This window comes from Klebsiella sp. LTGPAF-6F (assembly GCF_001753185.1).
Classification (GTDB): domain Bacteria; phylum Pseudomonadota; class Gammaproteobacteria; order Enterobacterales; family Enterobacteriaceae; genus Klebsiella; species Klebsiella michiganensis.
Genome location: NZ_CP017450.1, coordinates 1,122,105 through 1,140,955 on the forward strand (window position 1 = coordinate 1,122,105; position 18,851 = coordinate 1,140,955).

Annotated in this window: 15 protein-coding genes; 7 read left to right on the forward strand and 8 right to left on the reverse strand. The window is 55.8% G+C overall.

What is annotated here, in order from left to right:
• Positions 1-23: 23 nt before the first annotated feature.
• From hofC to nadC, 4 genes are all read right to left on the reverse strand, one after another.
• The gene (gene hofC / locus BJF97_RS05270; RefSeq protein WP_032694420.1) at positions 24-1,229 is read right to left on the reverse strand and encodes a protein transport protein HofC; all 1,206 of its coding nucleotides are present in this window, start codon (positions 1,227-1,229) and stop codon (positions 24-26) included.
• Positions 1,219-2,604: a type II secretion system protein GspE gene (gene gspE / locus BJF97_RS05275; protein WP_032694419.1), complete on the reverse strand. Its 1,386-nt coding sequence runs from the start codon at positions 2,602-2,604 to the stop codon at positions 1,219-1,221. Before gspE ends, hofC begins: the two co-directional genes overlap by 11 nt.
• A 10-nt stretch (positions 2,605-2,614) precedes the next feature.
• Positions 2,615-3,046: a prepilin peptidase-dependent pilin gene (ppdD, locus tag BJF97_RS05280; protein ID WP_014227930.1), complete on the reverse strand. Its 432-nt coding sequence runs from the start codon at positions 3,044-3,046 to the stop codon at positions 2,615-2,617.
• A 183-nt stretch (positions 3,047-3,229) separates the two neighbouring features.
• Complete coding sequence (gene nadC / locus BJF97_RS05285) at positions 3,230-4,123, reverse strand: carboxylating nicotinate-nucleotide diphosphorylase (protein ID WP_014227931.1); 894 nt, start codon at positions 4,121-4,123, stop codon at positions 3,230-3,232.
• A gap of 200 nt (positions 4,124-4,323) precedes the next feature.
• Here nadC and ampD point away from each other — a divergent pair, with 200 nt between their 5' ends.
• Both ampD and ampE read left to right on the forward strand, forming a co-directional pair.
• A complete protein-coding gene (gene ampD / locus BJF97_RS05290) occupies positions 4,324-4,875 on the forward strand; it encodes a 1,6-anhydro-N-acetylmuramyl-L-alanine amidase AmpD (protein ID WP_014227932.1) in 552 nt (183 codons plus the stop codon).
• 9 nt (positions 4,876-4,884) lie between these two features.
• Positions 4,885-5,739, forward strand: a complete 855-nt coding sequence (gene ampE, locus BJF97_RS05295) for a beta-lactamase regulator AmpE (RefSeq protein WP_014227933.1) — start codon at positions 4,885-4,887, stop codon at positions 5,737-5,739.
• Positions 5,740-5,769: 30 nt separating this feature from the next.
• Here ampE and BJF97_RS05300 read toward each other — a convergent pair whose 3' ends face one another.
• The 3 genes from BJF97_RS05300 to aroP form a co-directional block, all read right to left on the reverse strand.
• On the reverse strand, positions 5,770-6,720 hold the full coding sequence (locus tag BJF97_RS05300) for a glycoside hydrolase family 43 protein (RefSeq protein ID WP_032694418.1): 951 nt from the start codon (positions 6,718-6,720) through the stop codon (positions 5,770-5,772).
• The gene (locus BJF97_RS05305; RefSeq protein WP_014227935.1) at positions 6,720-8,126 is read right to left on the reverse strand and encodes a glycoside-pentoside-hexuronide (GPH):cation symporter; all 1,407 of its coding nucleotides are present in this window, start codon (positions 8,124-8,126) and stop codon (positions 6,720-6,722) included. The genes BJF97_RS05300 and BJF97_RS05305 overlap by 1 nt, the downstream gene beginning before the upstream one ends.
• Positions 8,127-8,303: 177 nt before the next feature.
• Positions 8,304-9,674 carry an aromatic amino acid transporter AroP gene (gene aroP / locus BJF97_RS05310; RefSeq protein WP_086544283.1) on the reverse strand — a complete coding sequence of 457 codons (1,371 nt, stop codon included), beginning with the start codon at positions 9,672-9,674 and terminating at the stop codon, positions 8,304-8,306.
• Positions 9,675-10,327: 653 nt separating this feature from the next.
• Here aroP and pdhR point away from each other — a divergent pair.
• From pdhR to BJF97_RS05335, 5 genes are all read left to right on the forward strand, one after another.
• Positions 10,328-11,107 (forward strand): pyruvate dehydrogenase complex transcriptional repressor PdhR, encoded by a 780-nt coding sequence (gene pdhR, locus BJF97_RS05315; protein ID WP_004098632.1) that lies wholly within the window; start codon positions 10,328-10,330, stop codon positions 11,105-11,107.
• A 241-nt stretch (positions 11,108-11,348) separates the two neighbouring features.
• Positions 11,349-14,012 carry a pyruvate dehydrogenase (acetyl-transferring), homodimeric type gene (aceE, locus tag BJF97_RS05320; protein ID WP_004098634.1) on the forward strand — a complete coding sequence of 888 codons (2,664 nt, stop codon included), beginning with the start codon at positions 11,349-11,351 and terminating at the stop codon, positions 14,010-14,012.
• A 14-nt stretch (positions 14,013-14,026) separates the two neighbouring features.
• Complete coding sequence (gene aceF, locus BJF97_RS05325; protein WP_014227937.1) at positions 14,027-15,916, forward strand: pyruvate dehydrogenase complex dihydrolipoyllysine-residue acetyltransferase; 1,890 nt, start codon at positions 14,027-14,029, stop codon at positions 15,914-15,916.
• A 207-nt stretch (positions 15,917-16,123) separates the two neighbouring features.
• On the forward strand, positions 16,124-17,548 hold the full coding sequence (gene lpdA, locus BJF97_RS05330; protein ID WP_032694416.1) for a dihydrolipoyl dehydrogenase: 1,425 nt from the start codon (positions 16,124-16,126) through the stop codon (positions 17,546-17,548).
• A gap of 163 nt (positions 17,549-17,711) precedes the next feature.
• The gene (locus BJF97_RS05335) at positions 17,712-17,996 is read left to right on the forward strand and encodes a hypothetical protein (RefSeq protein ID WP_014227938.1); all 285 of its coding nucleotides are present in this window, start codon (positions 17,712-17,714) and stop codon (positions 17,994-17,996) included.
• 50 nt (positions 17,997-18,046) lie between these two features.
• On the opposite strand, the gene BJF97_RS05340 is transcribed toward BJF97_RS05335, so the two are convergent.
• Positions 18,047-18,847, reverse strand: a complete 801-nt coding sequence (locus BJF97_RS05340) for a DUF2950 family protein (RefSeq protein ID WP_014227939.1) — start codon at positions 18,845-18,847, stop codon at positions 18,047-18,049.
• Positions 18,848-18,851: the final 4 nt, after the last annotated feature.

The window sequence follows — 18,851 nt, forward strand, 5'->3', positions numbered from 1 at the left end:
TCGCTGGCGCGTTTGCGCCAGCGTTATCCCCCCATTCCGCTAATGGCGTCGCCCAGATGAAAAATGGGTAAATACATCGCCACCACCAGCACGCCGACAATCGTTCCGGTCACTACCAACATCATCGGTTCCAGCAAGGTCGCCAGATTATCTGCCTGCTGATGCGTCTGCTCACTATGGTGACGAGCCAGATTTTCCAGCATGGTATCCAGCGAACCCGAGGCTTCACCGGTACGGATCAGTTGTAGGCAAAGCGGCGTGAAGCCTCCGCCGTTGGCGAGCGCCTGCCAGATGGGATCGCCGTGGGTAATTTGCCGGCAAACCTGCTGGAGCCTCTGCCGCCATAGCGGGCAGCTCAGGGTTTCCTCCACGCTTTGCAGGCCTTGCAGAAAGCTGATTCCGGCGCTTTGCGTCAATGCGAGTACGGTAAAAATCTGGCTAAGCCGCTGGCCGCATAGCAGTTTGCCAAACACCGGCAGCGTATGGAGCAGCTTCTGACGGTACAGCAGCCAGCCTGGCCGCTGGCAAATCAGCCGGTTGAGTATTGCAGGTAAAATACCCAGGGCAGCGAGCAGTGGCCAACAGCGAGTTAACCCTTCGCCAATGCTTATTACCGCGCGGGTCAGCCACGGCAGCGGGGTGTTGAAGGTTTGATATATAGCGGCGAACTCCGGTAAGACAAAGCACAGCATTCCCATCACCACCAGCAGCGCCAGGGATAAGATAATCAACGGGTAGCGCAGCGCTTTTTTCACTTTTTCGGTGAGGAGCAGCTGCTCTCGCTGCTGCCTGGCCAACTGAGCGCAGCAAAGTTCCAGTTTACCGGTAAGTTCACCGGTGCGAATCATGGCCAGATAGAGCGGAGGGAACGCCTCAGGCCATTTTTCCAGGGAGCCTGAAAGCGAAATGCCCTGCGCCAGATCCTCCGCCAGGGTTTGCAGCAGCGCCTGCCATTGCGCATTGGGCTGCTGCTGCGCCAGCAGTTCCAGCCCCTCGGCCAGGGGGAGACCGGCCTGAAGAAGCGCGGCCAGCTGGCGGATGATTTCGCCACTGTAGCGCGGATGCCAGAGGGCGCTTTGCACGCTACAGCGGCGCAGCGTCAGCGGGATAATTCGCTGCCGCTGCAGAGCCTGCAATGCCTCAGGGCGATTATCCTGCCAGAGCGTTCCCTGGCAGGGAATGCCCTGGAGAGAGAGACCGCGCCAGCGCCACAGTCGTTTAGTCGCCATGCGGTATCCCCAACACGCGAACGACCTCTTCCAGACTTGTCATCCCACGTTCGACGGCCAGACAGCCGCTCTCAAACAGCGTCATCATGCCGGATTCGCGCGCCAGGGACTCGATCTCTCCGGCGCTAAGACCCTGAGTAATCGCCTGCCGTAACGCGGTGGTGACGGGGAGCAGCTCAAATAGCGCCAGGCGACCGTAGTAGCCGTGATAGCAGTGCTGACAGCCCGGAGCCTGCCAGCGAGGAAGCGCCCGCGGCCACAGGCTGTGTGGAACATCGGCCGAACTGCCGGTTTCCTGGCGGCAGTGCGGGCACAGTTTGCGTACCAGGCGTTGAGCAACCACCAGAGAAAGCGCGGATGAGATCATCCAGCGCGCAACGCCCATCTGCTGCAGGCGAACCAGCGTTTCACTGGTTGAATTGGTGTGCAGCGTTGAGAGAACCAGGTGCCCGGTTTGCGCTGCTTTTATCGCAATTTCAGCGGTTTCTGCATCGCGTATCTCCCCGACCATCACGATATCAGGATCCTGGCGTAGCAGGGCGCGCAGTACGCTGTGAAAGGTTAAGCCCGCCCGCGGATTAATCTGCGTCTGATTCATCCCCACGATGGGGATCTCCAGCGGATCTTCAACGCTGCATATATTGACCTCGTCGCGATTCCGCGCCTGCAGTGCGCTATACAAAGTGACGGTTTTCCCACTTCCCGTCGGGCCGGTGACCAGCATCAGCCCCTGAGGTTGGTTAAGCGCCGCGCGAAAGGCGGCAAGCTGCTGAGACGATAGCCCCAGCGCTTCGAGGTCCAGCGCTTGTTCGACCTGGTGTAATAAGCGAAGGACGATTTTTTCCCCGCCGCGGCAGGGAAGCGTGGCGATCCGAAACGAGATCGGGCGGTCTGCGAGCGTGAGGGTAAACTGACCGTCCTGCGGTACCCGGTGTTCAGCGATATCCAGATTGCTGAGCACTTTAAGTCGGGCGGTGATGGGGGCGGCGAGTTCCGGCGCAAGCGGCGCAAGAGAATGGAGTACGCCATCTACCCGCAGGCGAATTCTCAGGCGATCGTCACCGGGTTCAATATGAATATCCGATGCGCGCTGGCGCAGGGCCTGTTCCAGAAGGCTATTTACCTGTTCAACGATGCTGGCCGAGGCTTCAACAGGCGGGGTGAGGGTTGATATTCCCGGCGTCTGCAGCCGCTTGTCCATCTGGTCCTGGCTCCAGCACTCGATATCAATCCTTTTCTGCGTCGCGAAACGTAACGCTTCCAGCAGCTCCGGGGCGGGGGCGTCAACCACGGCGATAGCGATGGTGTGTTCATTACTATCGAGCAGTAAGGCCTGATAGCGCTGGCAAAGAGGTATCAATTGTTCAGTTTTCATTGCCGCGCCCTCAGTTAAAACGGAACACGTCTTCACAGGCCTGCTTGAGTGCGCTATCGCCGGTAATGTTGCACACTCGCTGCCAGCCGGTGATGCCGTTAGCGTTATCCCAGGTCGGCGTCAGCGTGACGCTTAAGCCATTAAGGCTTTCCTGCCCGGTGAGCGTGACAACGCCTGTGGCGACGGTCATAGCCGAGACGTAGCGGGTTGTGGCGGGCGAGGGAATACCGTTGCTGCCGCCATCGCAGGTGGTTAATCCGCCGTGCTCCAGCGCGCACAGCTCAATGGCGGTGCGGAACGGGACGAAGGTTTGCAGCATATCGGTAAGCGCCGCTTTTCGCAGATAGTTCTGATAAGCCGGAATGCCGATTGCGCTGAGAATGGCGATGATCCCAATGACCACCATAAGTTCGATGAGGGTAAAGCCGCGTTGTTTGTCCATAAGTTGCTCCTTGTTATCTTCGGGAGCACTTTGCCGGGGTTTGTTTAGCGATACGAGCGGCAGATCGCGCCTGGAGAAGCACGCTTCCAGGCTTTTTTTGCGGGTTGCATTGAGGGATTATTGGCGTGCGAGCCGGCTCGCAAAAGTGCGCCCCGGCATCAACGACGAACCGGGGCAGGGGGATTAGCGGAAGCGCATAGAGAGATCGAGAGCGCGGACGTGCTTGGTCAACGCGCCAACGGAGATGTAATCGACGCCGGTTTCAGCAAATTCTCGAATAGTCTCGAATGTGACGTTGCCGGAGACTTCCAGCGCCGCCTGGCCGTTGGTGTGTTTGACCGCTTCGCGCATCAGGTCGGTAGTGAAGTTGTCGAGCATAATGATGTCAGCGCCGGCTTTCAGCGCTTCATCCAGCTCTTCAAGGGTTTCGACTTCCACCTCAACCGGCACATCCGGGTGCAGCCAGAACGCTTTTTCAACCGCCTGCCGTACCGAGCCGGAAGCGATAATATGGTTCTCTTTAATCAGAAAGGCATCGGAGAGGCCCAGGCGATGATTGGCCCCGCCGCCGCACAGGACCGCATATTTCAGCGCCGTGCGCAGGCCCGGCAGCGTTTTGCGCGTATCGAGCAGCTGAGTTTTGGTGCCTGCCAGCAGGTCGACATAGCGGCGGACTTCGCTGGCCACCCCGGAGAGCGTCTGCACGAAATTGAGAGCGGTACGTTCGCCGGTGAGCAGGATCCGCGAAGGGCCTTCCAGCTCGAATAGCGGCTGATTGGCTTTTACCGCGTCGCCATCGGCAACGTGCCAGGTGAAGTTAACGTCGTCGCCCGCAAGCTGAATAAAGACTTCTTCTACCCAGCGTTTACCGCAAAACACGCCATCTTCACGGGTGATGACGACGGCATGCGAGCGCGCATCCTGCGGCAATAATTGCGCGCTAATATCGTTGTTGGCATCCACTTCACCGCCTAAATCTTCCCGCAGGGATTGAGCGACGGCATCGGTAATATCAAGATTAATACGCTCCAGCAACGCGTCACGGCGGCGGTCGGGATTGTAGCGACGAGGCGTCATGATAAAGCTCCAGATAGATAAGATTCAGAAGTGGGAAACATGCTAACCTGAACAACGTTTCTGTACCACATCCGCGTCCTTTCGCCGGCGGCGCCAGCGTGAAGTTATAGCGTTAGCCAACCGAGCAAGCGTGGGTATGATGCCGGGGATTGTTTGGTCACGGTGCCGCGAATGCATAAGCTAGTAAAAGGAGACTCAACATGCAGTTGAACGGGGGATGGCTGGAAGAGGCGCGTCGGGTTCCTTCGCCGCACCACGATAGCCGCCCGGATAATGAAACCCCCTCTTTGCTGGTGGTGCATAATATAAGCCTGCCGCCCGGCGAATTTGGCGGGCCATGGATTGATGCCCTGTTCACCGGTACGCTCGATCCGAATGCGCACCCTTTTTTTGCTGAAATCGCGCATCTTCGCGTTTCGGCACACTGTCTGATTCGCCGCGACGGTGAAATCGTGCAGTATGTGCCTTTCGACCAGCGCGCCTGGCACGCGGGGGTTTCCAGCTATCACGGGCGCGAGCGCTGTAATGATTTTTCGATAGGCATTGAGCTGGAAGGGACCGACGAGCTGGCTTATACCGACGCGCAGTATCAGCAGCTGGTTGCCGTTACCCGTCAGCTTATCTCGCGCTATCCGGCGATAGCTGACAATATCACCGGCCATAGCGATATTGCGCCAGTGCGTAAAACGGATCCCGGCCCGGCTTTTGACTGGGTCAAATTTCGCGGTCTGTTAACCCCGTCGTCAGAATAAGGAGATGCCATGACGTTGTTCACTACGCTGTTAGTCCTCATTGCCGAGCGTTTGTTTAAGCTGGGCGAGCACTGGCAGCTCGATCACCGGCTGGAAGTGCTGTTTCGCCGGGTAAAGCATTATTCCCTGCTCACCACCCTACTGATGACGGTCGCGGCGGCGGCGGTCGTGTTTATTATTCAGCGCCTGCTGCAGGGGCAGCTGTTTAACATTCCTCTGCTGGTGTTCTGGATCCTGCTGGGCCTGCTGTGCATCGGCGCGGGCAAAGTCCGTCTGCACTATCACGCCTACCTGAAGGCGGCGGCGCGCGATGATAGCCGCGCCTGCGACGCCATGGCCAGCGAGCTCACCCTGATCCACGGCGTGCCGCCCGGCTGCGACCAGCGTGAATATCTGAGCGAGCTGCAAAACGCGCTGCTGTGGATTAACTACCGCTACTATCTCGCTCCGCTGTTCTGGTTCGTTGTCGGCGGGCCGTGGGGACCGTTAACCCTGATTGCCTACTGTACGCTGCGGGCCTGGCAGACCTGGCTGGCGCGTTATCAGACGCCGCGTCATCGCTTACAGTCGGGTATTGACGGCATTCTGCACGTGGTCGACTGGGTTCCGGTACGTCTGGTCGGCGTGGTGTACGCGCTGGTTGGGCACGGGGAAAAGGCTTTGCCTGCGTGGTTTGCCTCGCTGGGCGACCTCCACTCTTCGCAGTATCAGGTGCTGACGCGCCTGGCGCAGTATTCGCTGGCGCGCGAGCCGCACGTGGATAAAGTGGCGACGCCGAAGGCGGCGGTCTCCATGGCGAAAAAAACATCGCTGGTGGTGGTGGTGATTATGGCGCTGCTGACGATTTACGGTACGCTGATTTAAGCACCTGCCCGCTGGGGGCAGGTTTCGCTTTTAATCCGTATCTGCTGCCGGGATGCCAAAATCAGGCATCCCGTTTTCGTCCCAGCGGACAAGCTTCAGGCGGGTATGGCGATTCGGATCGTACAGCGGGTCGCCTTCGATTTCGGTGTAGTTGCGCGCGTGGTACACCAGCACATCTTCTCCCTCCGGCGTTTGCGTAAAGCTATTGTGTCCGGGCCCATACTGACGATTCTCATAGCTGGTACGAAACACCGGCTGCGGCGCTTTATGCCAGTTTTCCGGCCGCAGCGGGTCGGCGTTAACGTCTATCCACAATAATCCCATGCAGTAGTTTTCGTCGGTGGCGCTGGCGGAGTAGCTGACGAACAGCTTGTCGCCGTGGAACAGGACCGCCGGGCCTTCGTTCACCAGAAAACCCCGGCACTCCCAGTCAAACTCGGGTTGACTCAGCATGACCGGCTGACCTTTTAGCGTCCACGGATTTGCCAGTTCAGCCAGATAGAGGTTGGTATTACCCTTAATTTCCGGATCTTTTTGCGCCCACAGGTACCACCGTTTACCCTGATGGTGGAAGGTGGTGGCATCCAGCGCAAAGGTATCAAGCGGCGTTTTAATCTGGCCTTTTTCCTGCCATTTCCCGGTTAACGGGTCGCTCTCCGCGCATTCGAGCGCGAACATGCGGTGCTGGAACATGCCCTGCGCATCCAGATCGTGGGTGTGGCTGGCGGCAAAGTAGATATACCATTTGCCGTCAATCTCATGCAGCTCCGGGGCCCATATGAGCTGGCTCATCGGGCCGCTGTCCGGTTTACGCCAGACGACCACCGGCTGCGCGTCGCGTAAACCTTCAAGGGTTGCTGAGCGGCGGATTTCCAGACGGTCATACTCCGGCACCGAGGCAATAAAGTAGTAGCTCTCCTGATGGCGCAGAATATACGGGTCCGCGCGTTGTTCAATAAATGGATTCGGCCAGTTTTTCATTACGCTTTCCTTACCTGTTCGCCGGTTTTCAGTTCCTGATAGTCGTTGAGCTCGCTGTAGTTGACCCGGCGTTTCTCGAGGTCGGACTGAATTAGCCGCATAAATTCGCGGTTTACCTTCAGCATACGCACCACCCCCGCGGTAATCAGATAGCCGATGCCGGGGATAACGCTGAATAACAATACGATACCGTTAATCGCGGAGGCGCTTTGCTGCTTCGCACCGGCATCGTAGCCGTACCAGGAGAGCAGGAAGCCAACCATCGCGCCGGCGATGGCCAGACCGACCTTCAGGAAGAACAGGTTGCCGGAGAAGCTGATGCCGGTGATGCGTTTGCCGGTCTTCCATTCGCCGTAGTCATCCACGTCGGCCATCAGCGACCAGTGCAGCGGCGAGGGGATCTGATGCAGAATGTTCAGCAGGAAGTAGAGCACCATAATCATCATGGTGGCGTGCGGGTCGAAGAAGTAGAAGGCGCAGGAGAAAATCGCCAGCACGATGTTGGTCCAGAAAAACACCTGCAGTTTGCACCAGCGGTCGGTCAGGACTTTAGCCAGCATACTGCCGATCATCATTCCGACTACCCCGAGGCTGATAAATAGCGTGGCGAAGTGGGTGCTTTGCTGCATCACCCAGGTGACGTAGTACATGGTGGCGGCCATGCGAATAAAGCCCGGACAAACGTTGCACAGCGTTAGCAGCAGGATGCGAACCCACTGGTCGTTTTTCCAGACGTCTTTCAGATCTTTTTTCAGCTCGTCGTTGGTCTGGACGGCGGGTTTTACGCGTTCACGAACGGTGGCAAAGCAGAACAGGAACATGCACATACCGATAATCGCCAGCACGGTCATCGCCATCTGATAGCCTTTGGCTTTATCCTCACCGCCGAACCAGTCCGCCATCGGCAGCAGCGTCAGGGAGAGCAGAAGCGTGGCGATACCGACCATCACGAAGCGATAGGACTGGCAGGCCACGCGTTCCTTCGGGTCATTCGTAATCACGCTACCCAAGGAGCAGTAGGGGATGTTGATCGCGGTGTAGGTCAGCGAGAGCAGGAAGTAGGTGACGAAAGCATAGATAACCTTGCTATTGTACGACCACTCCGGGGTGGTAAACATCAGCACGCTGAACAGCGCGTACGGGAAGGCAATCCACAGCAGCCATGGGCGAAAGCGCCCGTATTTACTGCGGGTACGGTCGGCCATCGCCCCCATAATCGGATCGGTGACGGCATCAATAACGCGTACGGAAAGCAGCAAAACGCCCACCAGCGCCGGCGCGAGACCAAAAATATCCGTATAAAAATAGTTAACAAACAACATGATGGCGCCGAATATGATATTGCATCCGGCATCACCCATCCCGTAGCCTATTTTTTCTTTAACTGAAAGCTTATTGCCATTCATCGCAGCGATCTCCCCGTGGCGGTATGGAGAGAATTATTAGCCGGGTAATGGACTAATGCGTTGCAGGATAGGGTTAACGATATGGATAAATCGGTTATCAGGGGGAAAGTGTGAAGCAGATAACAATGCGCTGTGTCCGCCCAGCGGCGGGCGGACACAGCTTGTGGAGATGCAGGATTATGCTTTAATGGCGCTGGCGGTTTTCTGTTTAAACAGGTAGCCGACGCCGAGAACGGCAATCCATACCGGGATAAGGTAGACGGAAATCGCCATGCCAGGGGTCATCAGCATGATCACCAGCACTCCCGCCATAAACAGCAGGCAGATCCAGTTGCCCAGCGGATAAAGCAGCGCCGGGAAGCGGGTGACCACGCCCTGCTGCTGCTTAGCGCGACGGAACTTCATGTGCGCCAGGCTAATCATCGCCCAGTTTATCACCAGGGCTGAAACCACCAGCGCCATCAGCAGACCAAACGCGGATTCCGGCGCGAAGTAGTTAATCAGTACGCACAGCGCGGTGACCACCGCGGAGACGAGGATGGTGTTAACCGGCACGCCGCGTTTATCGACGCTCATCAGCGCTTTTGGCGCGTTACCCTGCTGGGCCAGACCGAACAGCATCCGGCTGTTGCAGTATACGCAGCTGTTGTAAACGGAGAGCGCCGCGGTCAATACCACGATATTCAGCGCATTCGCGACGAAGGTATCGCCCAGCTCGTGGAAAATCAGGACGAACGGGCTGGTATCGGCGGTTACGCGGCTCCACGGCAGCAGCGAAAGCAGAACGGCCAGCGAGCCCACATAGAAAATCAGGATGCGGTAGATGACCTGGTTGGTGGCCTTCGGAATGCTCTGCTCCGGGTTATCCGCTTCGGCTGCGGTGATACCGACCAGCTCCAGCCCGCCGAAAGAGAACATAATAATCGCCATCATCATTACCAGCCCGGTGAAGCCGTGCGGCAGGAATCCGCCTTGCTCCCACAGGTTGCGTACGGTGGCCTGCGGGCCGCCGTTGCCGCTGAACAGCAGCCAGCCGCCGAATAGGATCATCGCCACGACGGCGACGACTTTGATGATCGCGAACCAGAACTCCATCTCGCCAAACACCTTGACGTTCGTCAGGTTGATGGCGTTGATAGCGATAAAGAAAACGGCCGCAGAAACCCAGGTAGGAATTTCCGGCCACCAGAACTGGACGTATTTCCCGACCGCGGTCAGCTCGGCCATCGCGACCAGCACGTAAAGCACCCAGTAGTTCCAGCCGGAAGCGAAGCCTGCAAAGCCGCCCCAGTATTTGTAGGCAAAATGACTAAATGAACCGGCTACCGGCTCTTCGACGACCATTTCGCCCAGCTGACGCATAATCAGGAAAGCAATAAAACCGGCAATTGCGTAGCCCAGAATAATACCGGGACCCGCGTTTTGGATGACGGATGCGCTACCCAGAAACAAACCGGTACCGATAGCGCCTCCCAGCGCAATAAGCTGAATATGGCGGTTTTTAAGGCCGCGCTTTAGCCGATCGCCATGCTGTTGACCTTCCATCATGAAACCTCGTGTGTGGTTATGGTTATTATGTTTGTCCGCGTCATCCATCAGGTGACTTCTTCGCTGTCCATCCCTGCCTGATAGCATAGTCAGCGAAATTTCACTGAGCCTGCGGCCCGTTTTGCCCCGAGTGATGTAGCGCACATATTGTTGTGTTTGTGTAATTATCAAATTCCGTAGATGTACTTATTTCTTTACGCAAGGCGGAGAGGGAATTCATGAAAAGGCCTTTCGTATCATGGAGAATAGTGATAAGCGCCGCTGAATGCACCTGCTTTATGAAGGGATGATGACGAAGCGAGCAAAAAGACGCCATTTGTAAATCCCACCCCCATGCGCCAGTGCCCACCCATTATTTGTCATCCATGCAAATTTATTGAATTTATATTCACTTAATAAGGCGTTGAATCGGTTCAGATAGCGTAATTTTTCGTTTCTATTACGTTAACGCTACCTCTTTGTGAGTAAACACAACATTTGTGCAAGGTTACATTTTTGAAATGTTATTTCTGTAAGGTTGTTAAAACGTGCCGGGTTTAATGATTTCAATCAAAACCTGTATGGACAGAAGGTGAATACTTTGTTACTTTAGCGATACGAACTATGAATTGGTAAGACCAATTGACTCCGGGCTAATGGCAGAGACAGGGAATATGGCCTACAGCAAGATCCGCCAACCAAAACTATCCGATGTGATAGAGCAGCAGCTGGAGTTTTTAATCCTTGAGGGGACGTTGCGCCCCGGTGAAAAACTCCCGCCAGAACGTGAACTGGCAAAACAGTTCGACGTTTCCCGTCCCTCGCTCCGTGAGGCTATTCAACGCCTCGAAGCTAAGGGCTTGTTGCTTCGTCGCCAGGGGGGCGGAACGTTTGTACAAAGCCGCCTGTGGCAGAGCTTCAGCGACCCGCTGGTAGAGCTACTGTCCGACCACCCTGAATCCCAATTTGATCTGCTGGAAACCCGTCACGCGCTTGAAGGCATCGCGGCTTATTACGCGGCGCTGCGCAGCAATGATGAAGACCGCGAACGCATTCGCGAGCTGCATCAGGCCATTGAGCGGGCTCAGCAGTCCGGCGATCTCGACGCCGAATCCGATGCCGTCGTCCAGTATCAAATCGCCGTCACCGAAGCGGCGCACAATGTGGTGCTGCTCCATCTACTACGCTGTATGGAGCCGATGCTGGCCCAGAACGTTCGCCAGAATTTTGAATTGTTGTACGCCCGTCGGGAGATGCTCCCGCAGGTCAGCAATCATCGTACTCGCATTTTTGAGGCGATAATCGCCGGGGAACCGGAGCAGGCGCGTGAAGCGTCGCATCGTCACCTGGCGTTCATTGAGGAAATTTTGCTGGATCGTAGCCGTGAGCAGAGCCGTCGTGAACGCTCACTGCGTCGTTTACAGCAACGAAAAGATGAGAACTCCGGTTCTTAAGCGCCATTTTTAGAGCGCGGCAACTAAACGCAGAACCTGTCTTATTGCACTTTTAGTTGTTCAAAATAATTTTGGGTGTATCGCGGCGGCAAGCGCGCGAATCCCCGGGAGCATAGTGAACTATGTGACTGGGGTGAGGAAGCGAAGCCAACAAAGAGACAGCCAGAAGTATGAAGAACAAAGAGCGCAATGGGACAGGTTCCAGATTAATCAACGATTAGATAGATAAGGAATACCCCCCATGTCAGAACGTTTACCAAATGACGTGGATCCGATCGAAACTCGCGACTGGCTACAGGCGATCGAATCGGTCATCCGTGAAGAAGGTGTTGAGCGCGCTCAGTATCTTATTGACCAACTCCTTTCTGAAGCCCGCAAAGGCGGGGTGAAAGTGGCTGCTGGCGCATCGACCGGCGGTTACGTGAACACTATTGCCGTTGAAGATGAGCCGGAATACCCGGGTAATCTGGATCTGGAACGTCGTATCCGTTCTGCGATCCGCTGGAACGCGATTATGACCGTTCTGCGCGCATCGAAAAAAGATCTCGAACTGGGCGGCCACATGGCTTCCTTCCAGTCTTCCGCAACCTTCTATGAAGTGTGCTTTAACCACTTCTTCCGCGCACGCAACGAGCAGGACGGCGGCGACCTGGTTTACTTCCAGGGCCACATCTCTCCGGGCGTCTACGCGCGTGCTTTCCTGGAAGGTCGTCTGACTGAAGAGCAGATGAACAACTTCCGTCAGGAAGTTCACGGTAAAGGTCTGTCCTCTTATCCGCACCCGAAACTGATGCCGGAATTCTGGCAGTTCCCGACCGTCTCTATGGGTCTGGGCCCAATCGGTGCGATTTATCAGGCTAAGTTCCTGAAGTATCTGGAACACCGCGGCCTGAAAGACACTTCCAAACAAACCGTTTACGCTTTCCTCGGCGACGGCGAGATGGACGAGCCGGAATCCAAAGGCGCGATCACCATCGCGACCCGTGAGAAGCTGGACAACCTGGTCTTCGTTATCAACTGTAACCTGCAGCGCCTTGACGGCCCGGTTACCGGTAATGGCAAGATCATTAACGAACTGGAAGGCATCTTTGGCGGTGCTGGCTGGAACGTTATCAAGGTTATCTGGGGCGGACGCTGGGATGAGCTGCTGCGTAAAGATACCAGCGGTAAACTGATCCAGCTGATGGAAGAGACCGTTGACGGCGACTACCAGACCTTCAAATCCAAAGACGGCGCTTACGTGCGTGAGCACTTCTTCGGTAAATATCCGGAAACCGCAGCGCTGGTTGCCGACTGGACTGACGAGCAGATCTGGGCCCTGAACCGCGGCGGTCACGATCCGAAGAAAGTCTACGCTGCGCTGAAAAAAGCACAGGAAACCAAAGGCAAAGCCACCGTAATCCTCGCCCATACCATTAAAGGTTACGGCATGGGTGACACCGCTGAAGGTAAAAACATCGCTCACCAGGTTAAGAAAATGAACATGGACGGCGTTCGCTACGTCCGCGATCGTTTCAACGTGCCGGTTGCCGATGCTGATATCGAAAAACTGCCGTACGTGACCTTCCCGGAAGGTTCTGAAGAGCACACCTATCTGCACGCCCAGCGTCAGAAACTGCACGGCTATCTGCCGAGCCGTCAGCCAAACTTCGATGAGAAGCTGGAGCTGCCGACCCTGGAAGATTTCGGTCCGCTGCTGGAAGAGCAGAATAAAGAGATCTCTACCACTATCGCGTTCGTTCGTGCCCTGAACGTGATGCTGAAGAACAAATCCATCAAAGACCGCCTCGTGCCGATCATCGCCGATGAAGCGCGTACCTTTGGTATGGAAGGCCTGTTCCGTCAGATTGGTATCTACAGCCCGAACGGTCAGCAGTACACTCCGCAGGACCGTGAGCAGGTTGCTTACTACAAAGAAGACGAGAAAGGCCAGATTCTGCAGGAAGGTATCAACGAACTGGGTGCCGGTGCATCCTGGCTGGCTGCTGCGACCTCCTACAGCACCAACAACCTGCCGATGATCCCGTTCTACATCTACTACTCCATGTTCGGGTTCCAGCGTATCGGTGACCTGTGCTGGCAGGCAGGCGACCAGCAGGCTCGCGGCTTCCTGATCGGCGGGACTTCCGGTCGTACCACGCTGAACGGCGAAGGTCTGCAGCACGAAGATGGCCACAGCCACATTCAGTCTCTGACCATCCCGAACTGTATCTCTTACGATCCGTCTTACGCGTACGAAGTTGCGGTCATCATGCACGATGGTCTGGAGCGTATGTACGGTGAGAAACAAGAGAACGTTTACTACTACATCACCACGCTGAACGAAAACTACCACATGCCGGCAATGCCAGCAGGCGCCGAGGAAGGTATCCGTAAAGGTATCTACAAACTCGAAACCGTTGAAGGTAGCAAAGGTAAAGTTCAGCTGCTGGGCTCCGGTTCTATCCTGCGTCACGTCCGTGAAGCAGCGCAGATCCTGGCCAAAGACTACGGCGTAGGCTCTGACGTTTATAGCGTCACCTCCTTCACCGAACTGGCGCGTGATGGCCAGGATTGTGAACGCTGGAACATGCTGCATCCGCTGGAAACGCCGCGCGTTCCGTACATCGCTCAGGTGATGAACGACGCTCCGGCAGTCGCATCTACTGACTATATGAAACTGTTCGCTGAGCAGGTTCGTACTTACGTACCGGCCGATGATTACCGCGTACTGGGTACCGACGGCTTCGGTCGCTCTGACAGCCGTGAAAACCTGCGTCATCACTTCGAAGTTGACGCTTCCTACGTGGTGGTAGCAGCGCTGGGCGAACTGGCTAAACGTGGCGAAATCGATAAGAAAGTGGTTGCGGAAGCCATCACTAAATTCAACATCGATGCAGATAAAGTTAACCCGCGTCTGGCGTAAGAGGTAAAAGAATAATGGCTATCGAAATCAAAGTACCGGACATCGGGGCTGATGAAGTTGAAATCACCGAGATTCTGGTCAAAGTGGGCGACAAAGTTGAAGCTGAACAGTCGCTGATCACCGTAGAAGGCGACAAAGCCTCTATGGAAGTCCCGTCTCCGCAGGCTGGCGTCGTTAAAGAGATCAAAGTCTCCGTCGGCGACAAAACCGAGACCGGTAAACTGATCATGATTTTCGATTCCGCCGATGGTGCAGCAGCCGCTGCACCTGCGCAGGAAGAGAAGAAAGAAGCCGCTCCGGCCGCCGCAGCACCGGCAGCCGCCAGCGCGAAAGAAGTTCATGTACCGGATATCGGCGGTGATGAAGTTGAAGTCACGGAAATCATGGTAAAAGTGGGCGACACCATCGCCGCTGAACAATCCCTGATCACCGTAGAAGGCGATAAAGCCTCTATGGAAGTGCCGGCGCCGTTCGCCGGTACCGTGAAAGAGATCAAGATTAACACCGGCGACAAAGTGTCCACGGGTTCCCTGATCATGATCTTCGAAGTGGCGGGCGCAGCGCCTGCCGCGGCGCCGGCGAAAGCGGAAGCCGCTCCGGCTGCTGCTGCACCGGCAGCTTCAGGTTCTAAAGAAGTTCACGTGCCGGATATCGGCGGCGATGAAGTTGAAGTGACTGAAGTGATGGTGAAAGTGGGCGATAAAATTGCCGCTGAACAGTCACTGATCACCGTTGAAGGCGACAAAGCTTCCATGGAAGTGCCTGCGCCGTTCGCGGGTACCGTGAAAGAGATCAAAATCAGCACCGGCGACAAAGTCTCCACCGGCTCCCTGATTATGGTCTTCGAAGTGGAAGGCGCCGCGCCTGCCGCAGCTCCGGCTGCCGCGGCTGCCCCAGCACCAGCTGCTGCACCGGCTCAGGCTGCTAAACCAGCTGCACCTGCTGCAAAAGCAGAAGGCAAATCTGAGTTCGCTGAAAACGACGCTTACGTTCACGCTACCCCGCTGATTCGTCGCCTGGCGCGCGAGTTCGGTGTAAACCTGGCGAAAGTGAAAGGAACTGGTCGTAAAGGCCGTATCCTGCGCGAAGACGTTCAGGCCTACGTGAAAGAAGCGGTTAAACGCGCTGAAGCCGCGCCTGCTGCTACCGGTGGCGGTATCCCGGGCATGCTGCCGTGGCCGAAAGTGGACTTCAGCAAGTTTGGTGAAGTGGAAGAAGTTGAACTGGGCCGCATCCAGAAGATCTCTGGTGCTAACCTGAGCCGTAACTGGGTGATGATCCCGCACGTTACGCACTTCGACAAAACCGATATCACCGATCTGGAAGCGTTCCGTAAACAGCAGAACGCCGAAGCTGAGAAGCGTAAGCTGGACGTGAAATTCACTCCGGTGGTCTTCATCATGAAAGCCGTTGCCGCGGCGCTTGAGCAGATGCCGCGCTTCAACAGCTCCCTGTCTGAAGATGCACAGCGTCTGACGCTGAAGAAATACATCAATATCGGTGTGGCGGTTGATACCCCGAATGGTCTGGTTGTTCCGGTCTTCAAAGACGTGAACAAGAAGAGCATTACCGAGCTGTCTCGTGAACTGACCGTGATTTCCAAGAAAGCGCGTGATGGTAAGCTGACCGCTGGCGAAATGCAGGGCGGTTGCTTCACTATCTCCAGCATCGGCGGCCTGGGTACCACCCACTTCGCACCGATTGTGAACGCGCCGGAAGTGGCTATCCTCGGCGTCTCCAAGTCCGCGATGGAGCCGGTATGGAATGGCAAAGAGTTCGTGCCGCGTCTGATGATGCCGATCTCTCTGTCCTTCGACCACCGCGTGATCGACGGTGCTGATGGTGCGCGCTTTATCACCATCATCAACAATATGCTGAGCGACATTCGCCGCCTGGTGATGTAAGCAAAAAGCCGGCCTGACGGCCGGCTTTTTTCTGGTAATCTCTTCTGCGTTTTGAAGTTACCAGCAATAAAGGACAAAATCGTTTGCCGTTTGTTGTTTCAAAATTGTTAACAATTTTGTAAAATGCTTGCGGATAGAACGTCCCGGTGGACATGGGCGTAAAAACAATAGCGTCAGACCCGCCGGATACAAATAACAGAGGTCATGATGAGTACTGAAATCAAAACTCAGGTCGTGGTACTTGGGGCAGGCCCCGCAGGTTATTCTGCTGCCTTCCGTTGCGCTGATTTAGGTCTGGAAACCGTCATCGTAGAACGTTACAGCACCCTCGGCGGTGTTTGCCTGAACGTCGGCTGTATCCCTTCTAAAGCACTGCTGCACGTTGCTAAAGTTATCGAAGAAGCGAAAGCGCTGGCCGAACACGGCATCGTTTTCGGTGAACCGAAAACCGACATTGACAAGATTCGCACCTGGAAAGAAAAAGTCATCACTCAGCTGACCGGCGGTCTGGCTGGCATGGCCAAAGGGCGTAAAGTGAAGGTGGTTAACGGTCTGGGTAAATTTACCGGCGCTAACACCCTGGAAGTGGAAGGCGAAAACGGTAAAACCGTCATCAACTTCGACAACGCTATCATCGCGGCGGGTTCCCGTCCGATCGAACTGCCGTTCATTCCGCATGAAGATCCGCGCGTATGGGACTCCACCGATGCGCTGGAGCTGAAAACCGTACCAAAACGCCTGCTGGTTATGGGCGGTGGTATCATCGGTCTGGAAATGGGTACCGTATACCATGCGCTGGGTTCAGAGATTGACGTGGTTGAAATGTTCGACCATGTTATCCCGGCTGCCGATAAAGACGTGGTGAAAGTCTTCACCAAGCGCATCAGTAAGAAATTCAACCTGATGCTGGAAACCAAAGTGACCGCCGTTGAAGCGAAAGAAGACGGTATCTACGTTTCCATGGAAGGCAAAAAAGCCCCGGCTGAAGCGCAGCGCTACGACGCCGTGCTGGTAGCTATCGGCCGCGTGCCGAACGGTAAAAACCTCGATGCCGGTAAAGCAGGCGTTGAAGTTGACGAGCGTGGCTTTATCCGCGTTGATAAACAGCTGCGTACCAACGTGCCGCACATCTTCGCTATCGGCGATATCGTCGGTCAGCCGATGCTGGCGCACAAAGGCGTTCACGAAGGCCACGTTGCTGCCGAAGTTATCGCCGGCATGAAGCACTACTTCGACCCGAAAGTTATCCCGTCCATCGCCTATACCGAGCCGGAAGTTGCGTGGGTTGGTCTGACTGAGAAAGAAGCGAAAGAGAAAGGCATCAGCTACGAAACCGCCACCTTCCCGTGGGCTGCTTCTGGCCGCGCCATCGCTTCCGACTGCGCTGACGGTATGACCAAACTGATTTTCGACAAAGAATCTCACCGCGTTATCGGCGGGGCGATTGTCGGCACCAACGGCGGCGAGCTGCTGGGTGAAATCGGTCTGGCGATCGAAATGGGCTGTGACGCTGAAGACATCGCGCTGACCATCCACGCTCACCCGACTCTGCACGAGTCCGTTGGCCTGGCAGCAGAAGTCTTCGAAGGCAGCATCACCGACCTGCCAAACGCGAAAGCGAAGAAAAAGTAAATTTTTCTTTCAGGCAAAATCCAAAAAGCGGCTCAGTGAGCCGCTTTTTTTATCGGTGATGTTTAGAACTGTGTCGCCGTTAATAAAATTGCATATCTTATTAATACTTGAAAAATAGTTACTCAGTAAACTTATAGGTAGTTAACTATATGTGAGGTGTGTGATGAAAAAAGTTTTAACGACGACGCTGCTGGCAGCAACGCTGGTCTCGGGTATGGCCTGCGCGGCCGATGCCGCGATTCCCTGGGCTGATAACAGCGGCGGGACCGAAAGCACCCATATTGCGGCGATGGGCCAGGATTTGAATATGCAGCATCAGCAGATAACAAAGACCAGCGAAGGGGTATGGGCGGCGAATTCCGGCAGCATCAGCTCTGATGAAGCGGCGTTGACCAGCACTAAACCGGCTTTTGCGGGTGACCCGTCTCTGATGCCCCATCAGGGCTAAATCAGCACACAGATATGGCCCGGCGGCGTTATCGCACGCCGGGCTTTTTTCTATTGATTGATGGCCTGCCAGGCTGAATCCGGCGAAAACTGCGAAATTGCGCGCGCTTTGCTCTGCGTCTCATCCCCTAAATTAGCCTGATAAACCTCATCATTCTGGTTGACCATAAAGCTCATGATGCCGGTTTTTCCCCATTCCACAGGCCACGCCAGCAGGGCGAAGCCCTGACCCTCGCCATCTTGAATGATGCGAAAACGGTAGCCGTGATAGCCTTCTCCGGGTTCGGCGGGGCTAAACGCGGGCCCTAGCGGGCTGGGCGCTTCGCCGGGAGCGGCAGGCCAGTAGAGGCCGTCTTTCTTACCATCGCTGCTGATAATCCTCTGCGCCCAGGTGTGGTTTAGCCGATAAAAATCCTGTTGGGCATCAACGTAAGCGTGCATCGCCTGAATGGCTGACAGCTCATTGCGGCCAATCGCGCGAGTCAGGATCTCATCTTCAGCAGCGGCCATATCAAAACGCCAGCCGCTCTTATCCTTAATGATGGGGATCGGTAGCCGCCATGCTTCCTGTCCCACCTCCAGCCAGGCGCTATTCTGCTGCTGAACGATACGATGGCTTACTTTCCAGTCGCGCTGAAAGCGAGCGACGGCGTCAGGGTCGATGCCCTCCGGCGGTAAAAATTGCTGCCAGCTATCGCCGAGCAGCCCGTTGAGGGCAGATTCATCATGCCTGCCGATTGCCTCAGCCAGCGCGCTTGCGGCCTGTTCCGGAGAGGAAAACTGCTGCTGAGCCAGCGCCATGGCGGGCGTCAGGGCCAGCGCCAGCAGCGTCATTTTTAATAATTTTTTCATCTGA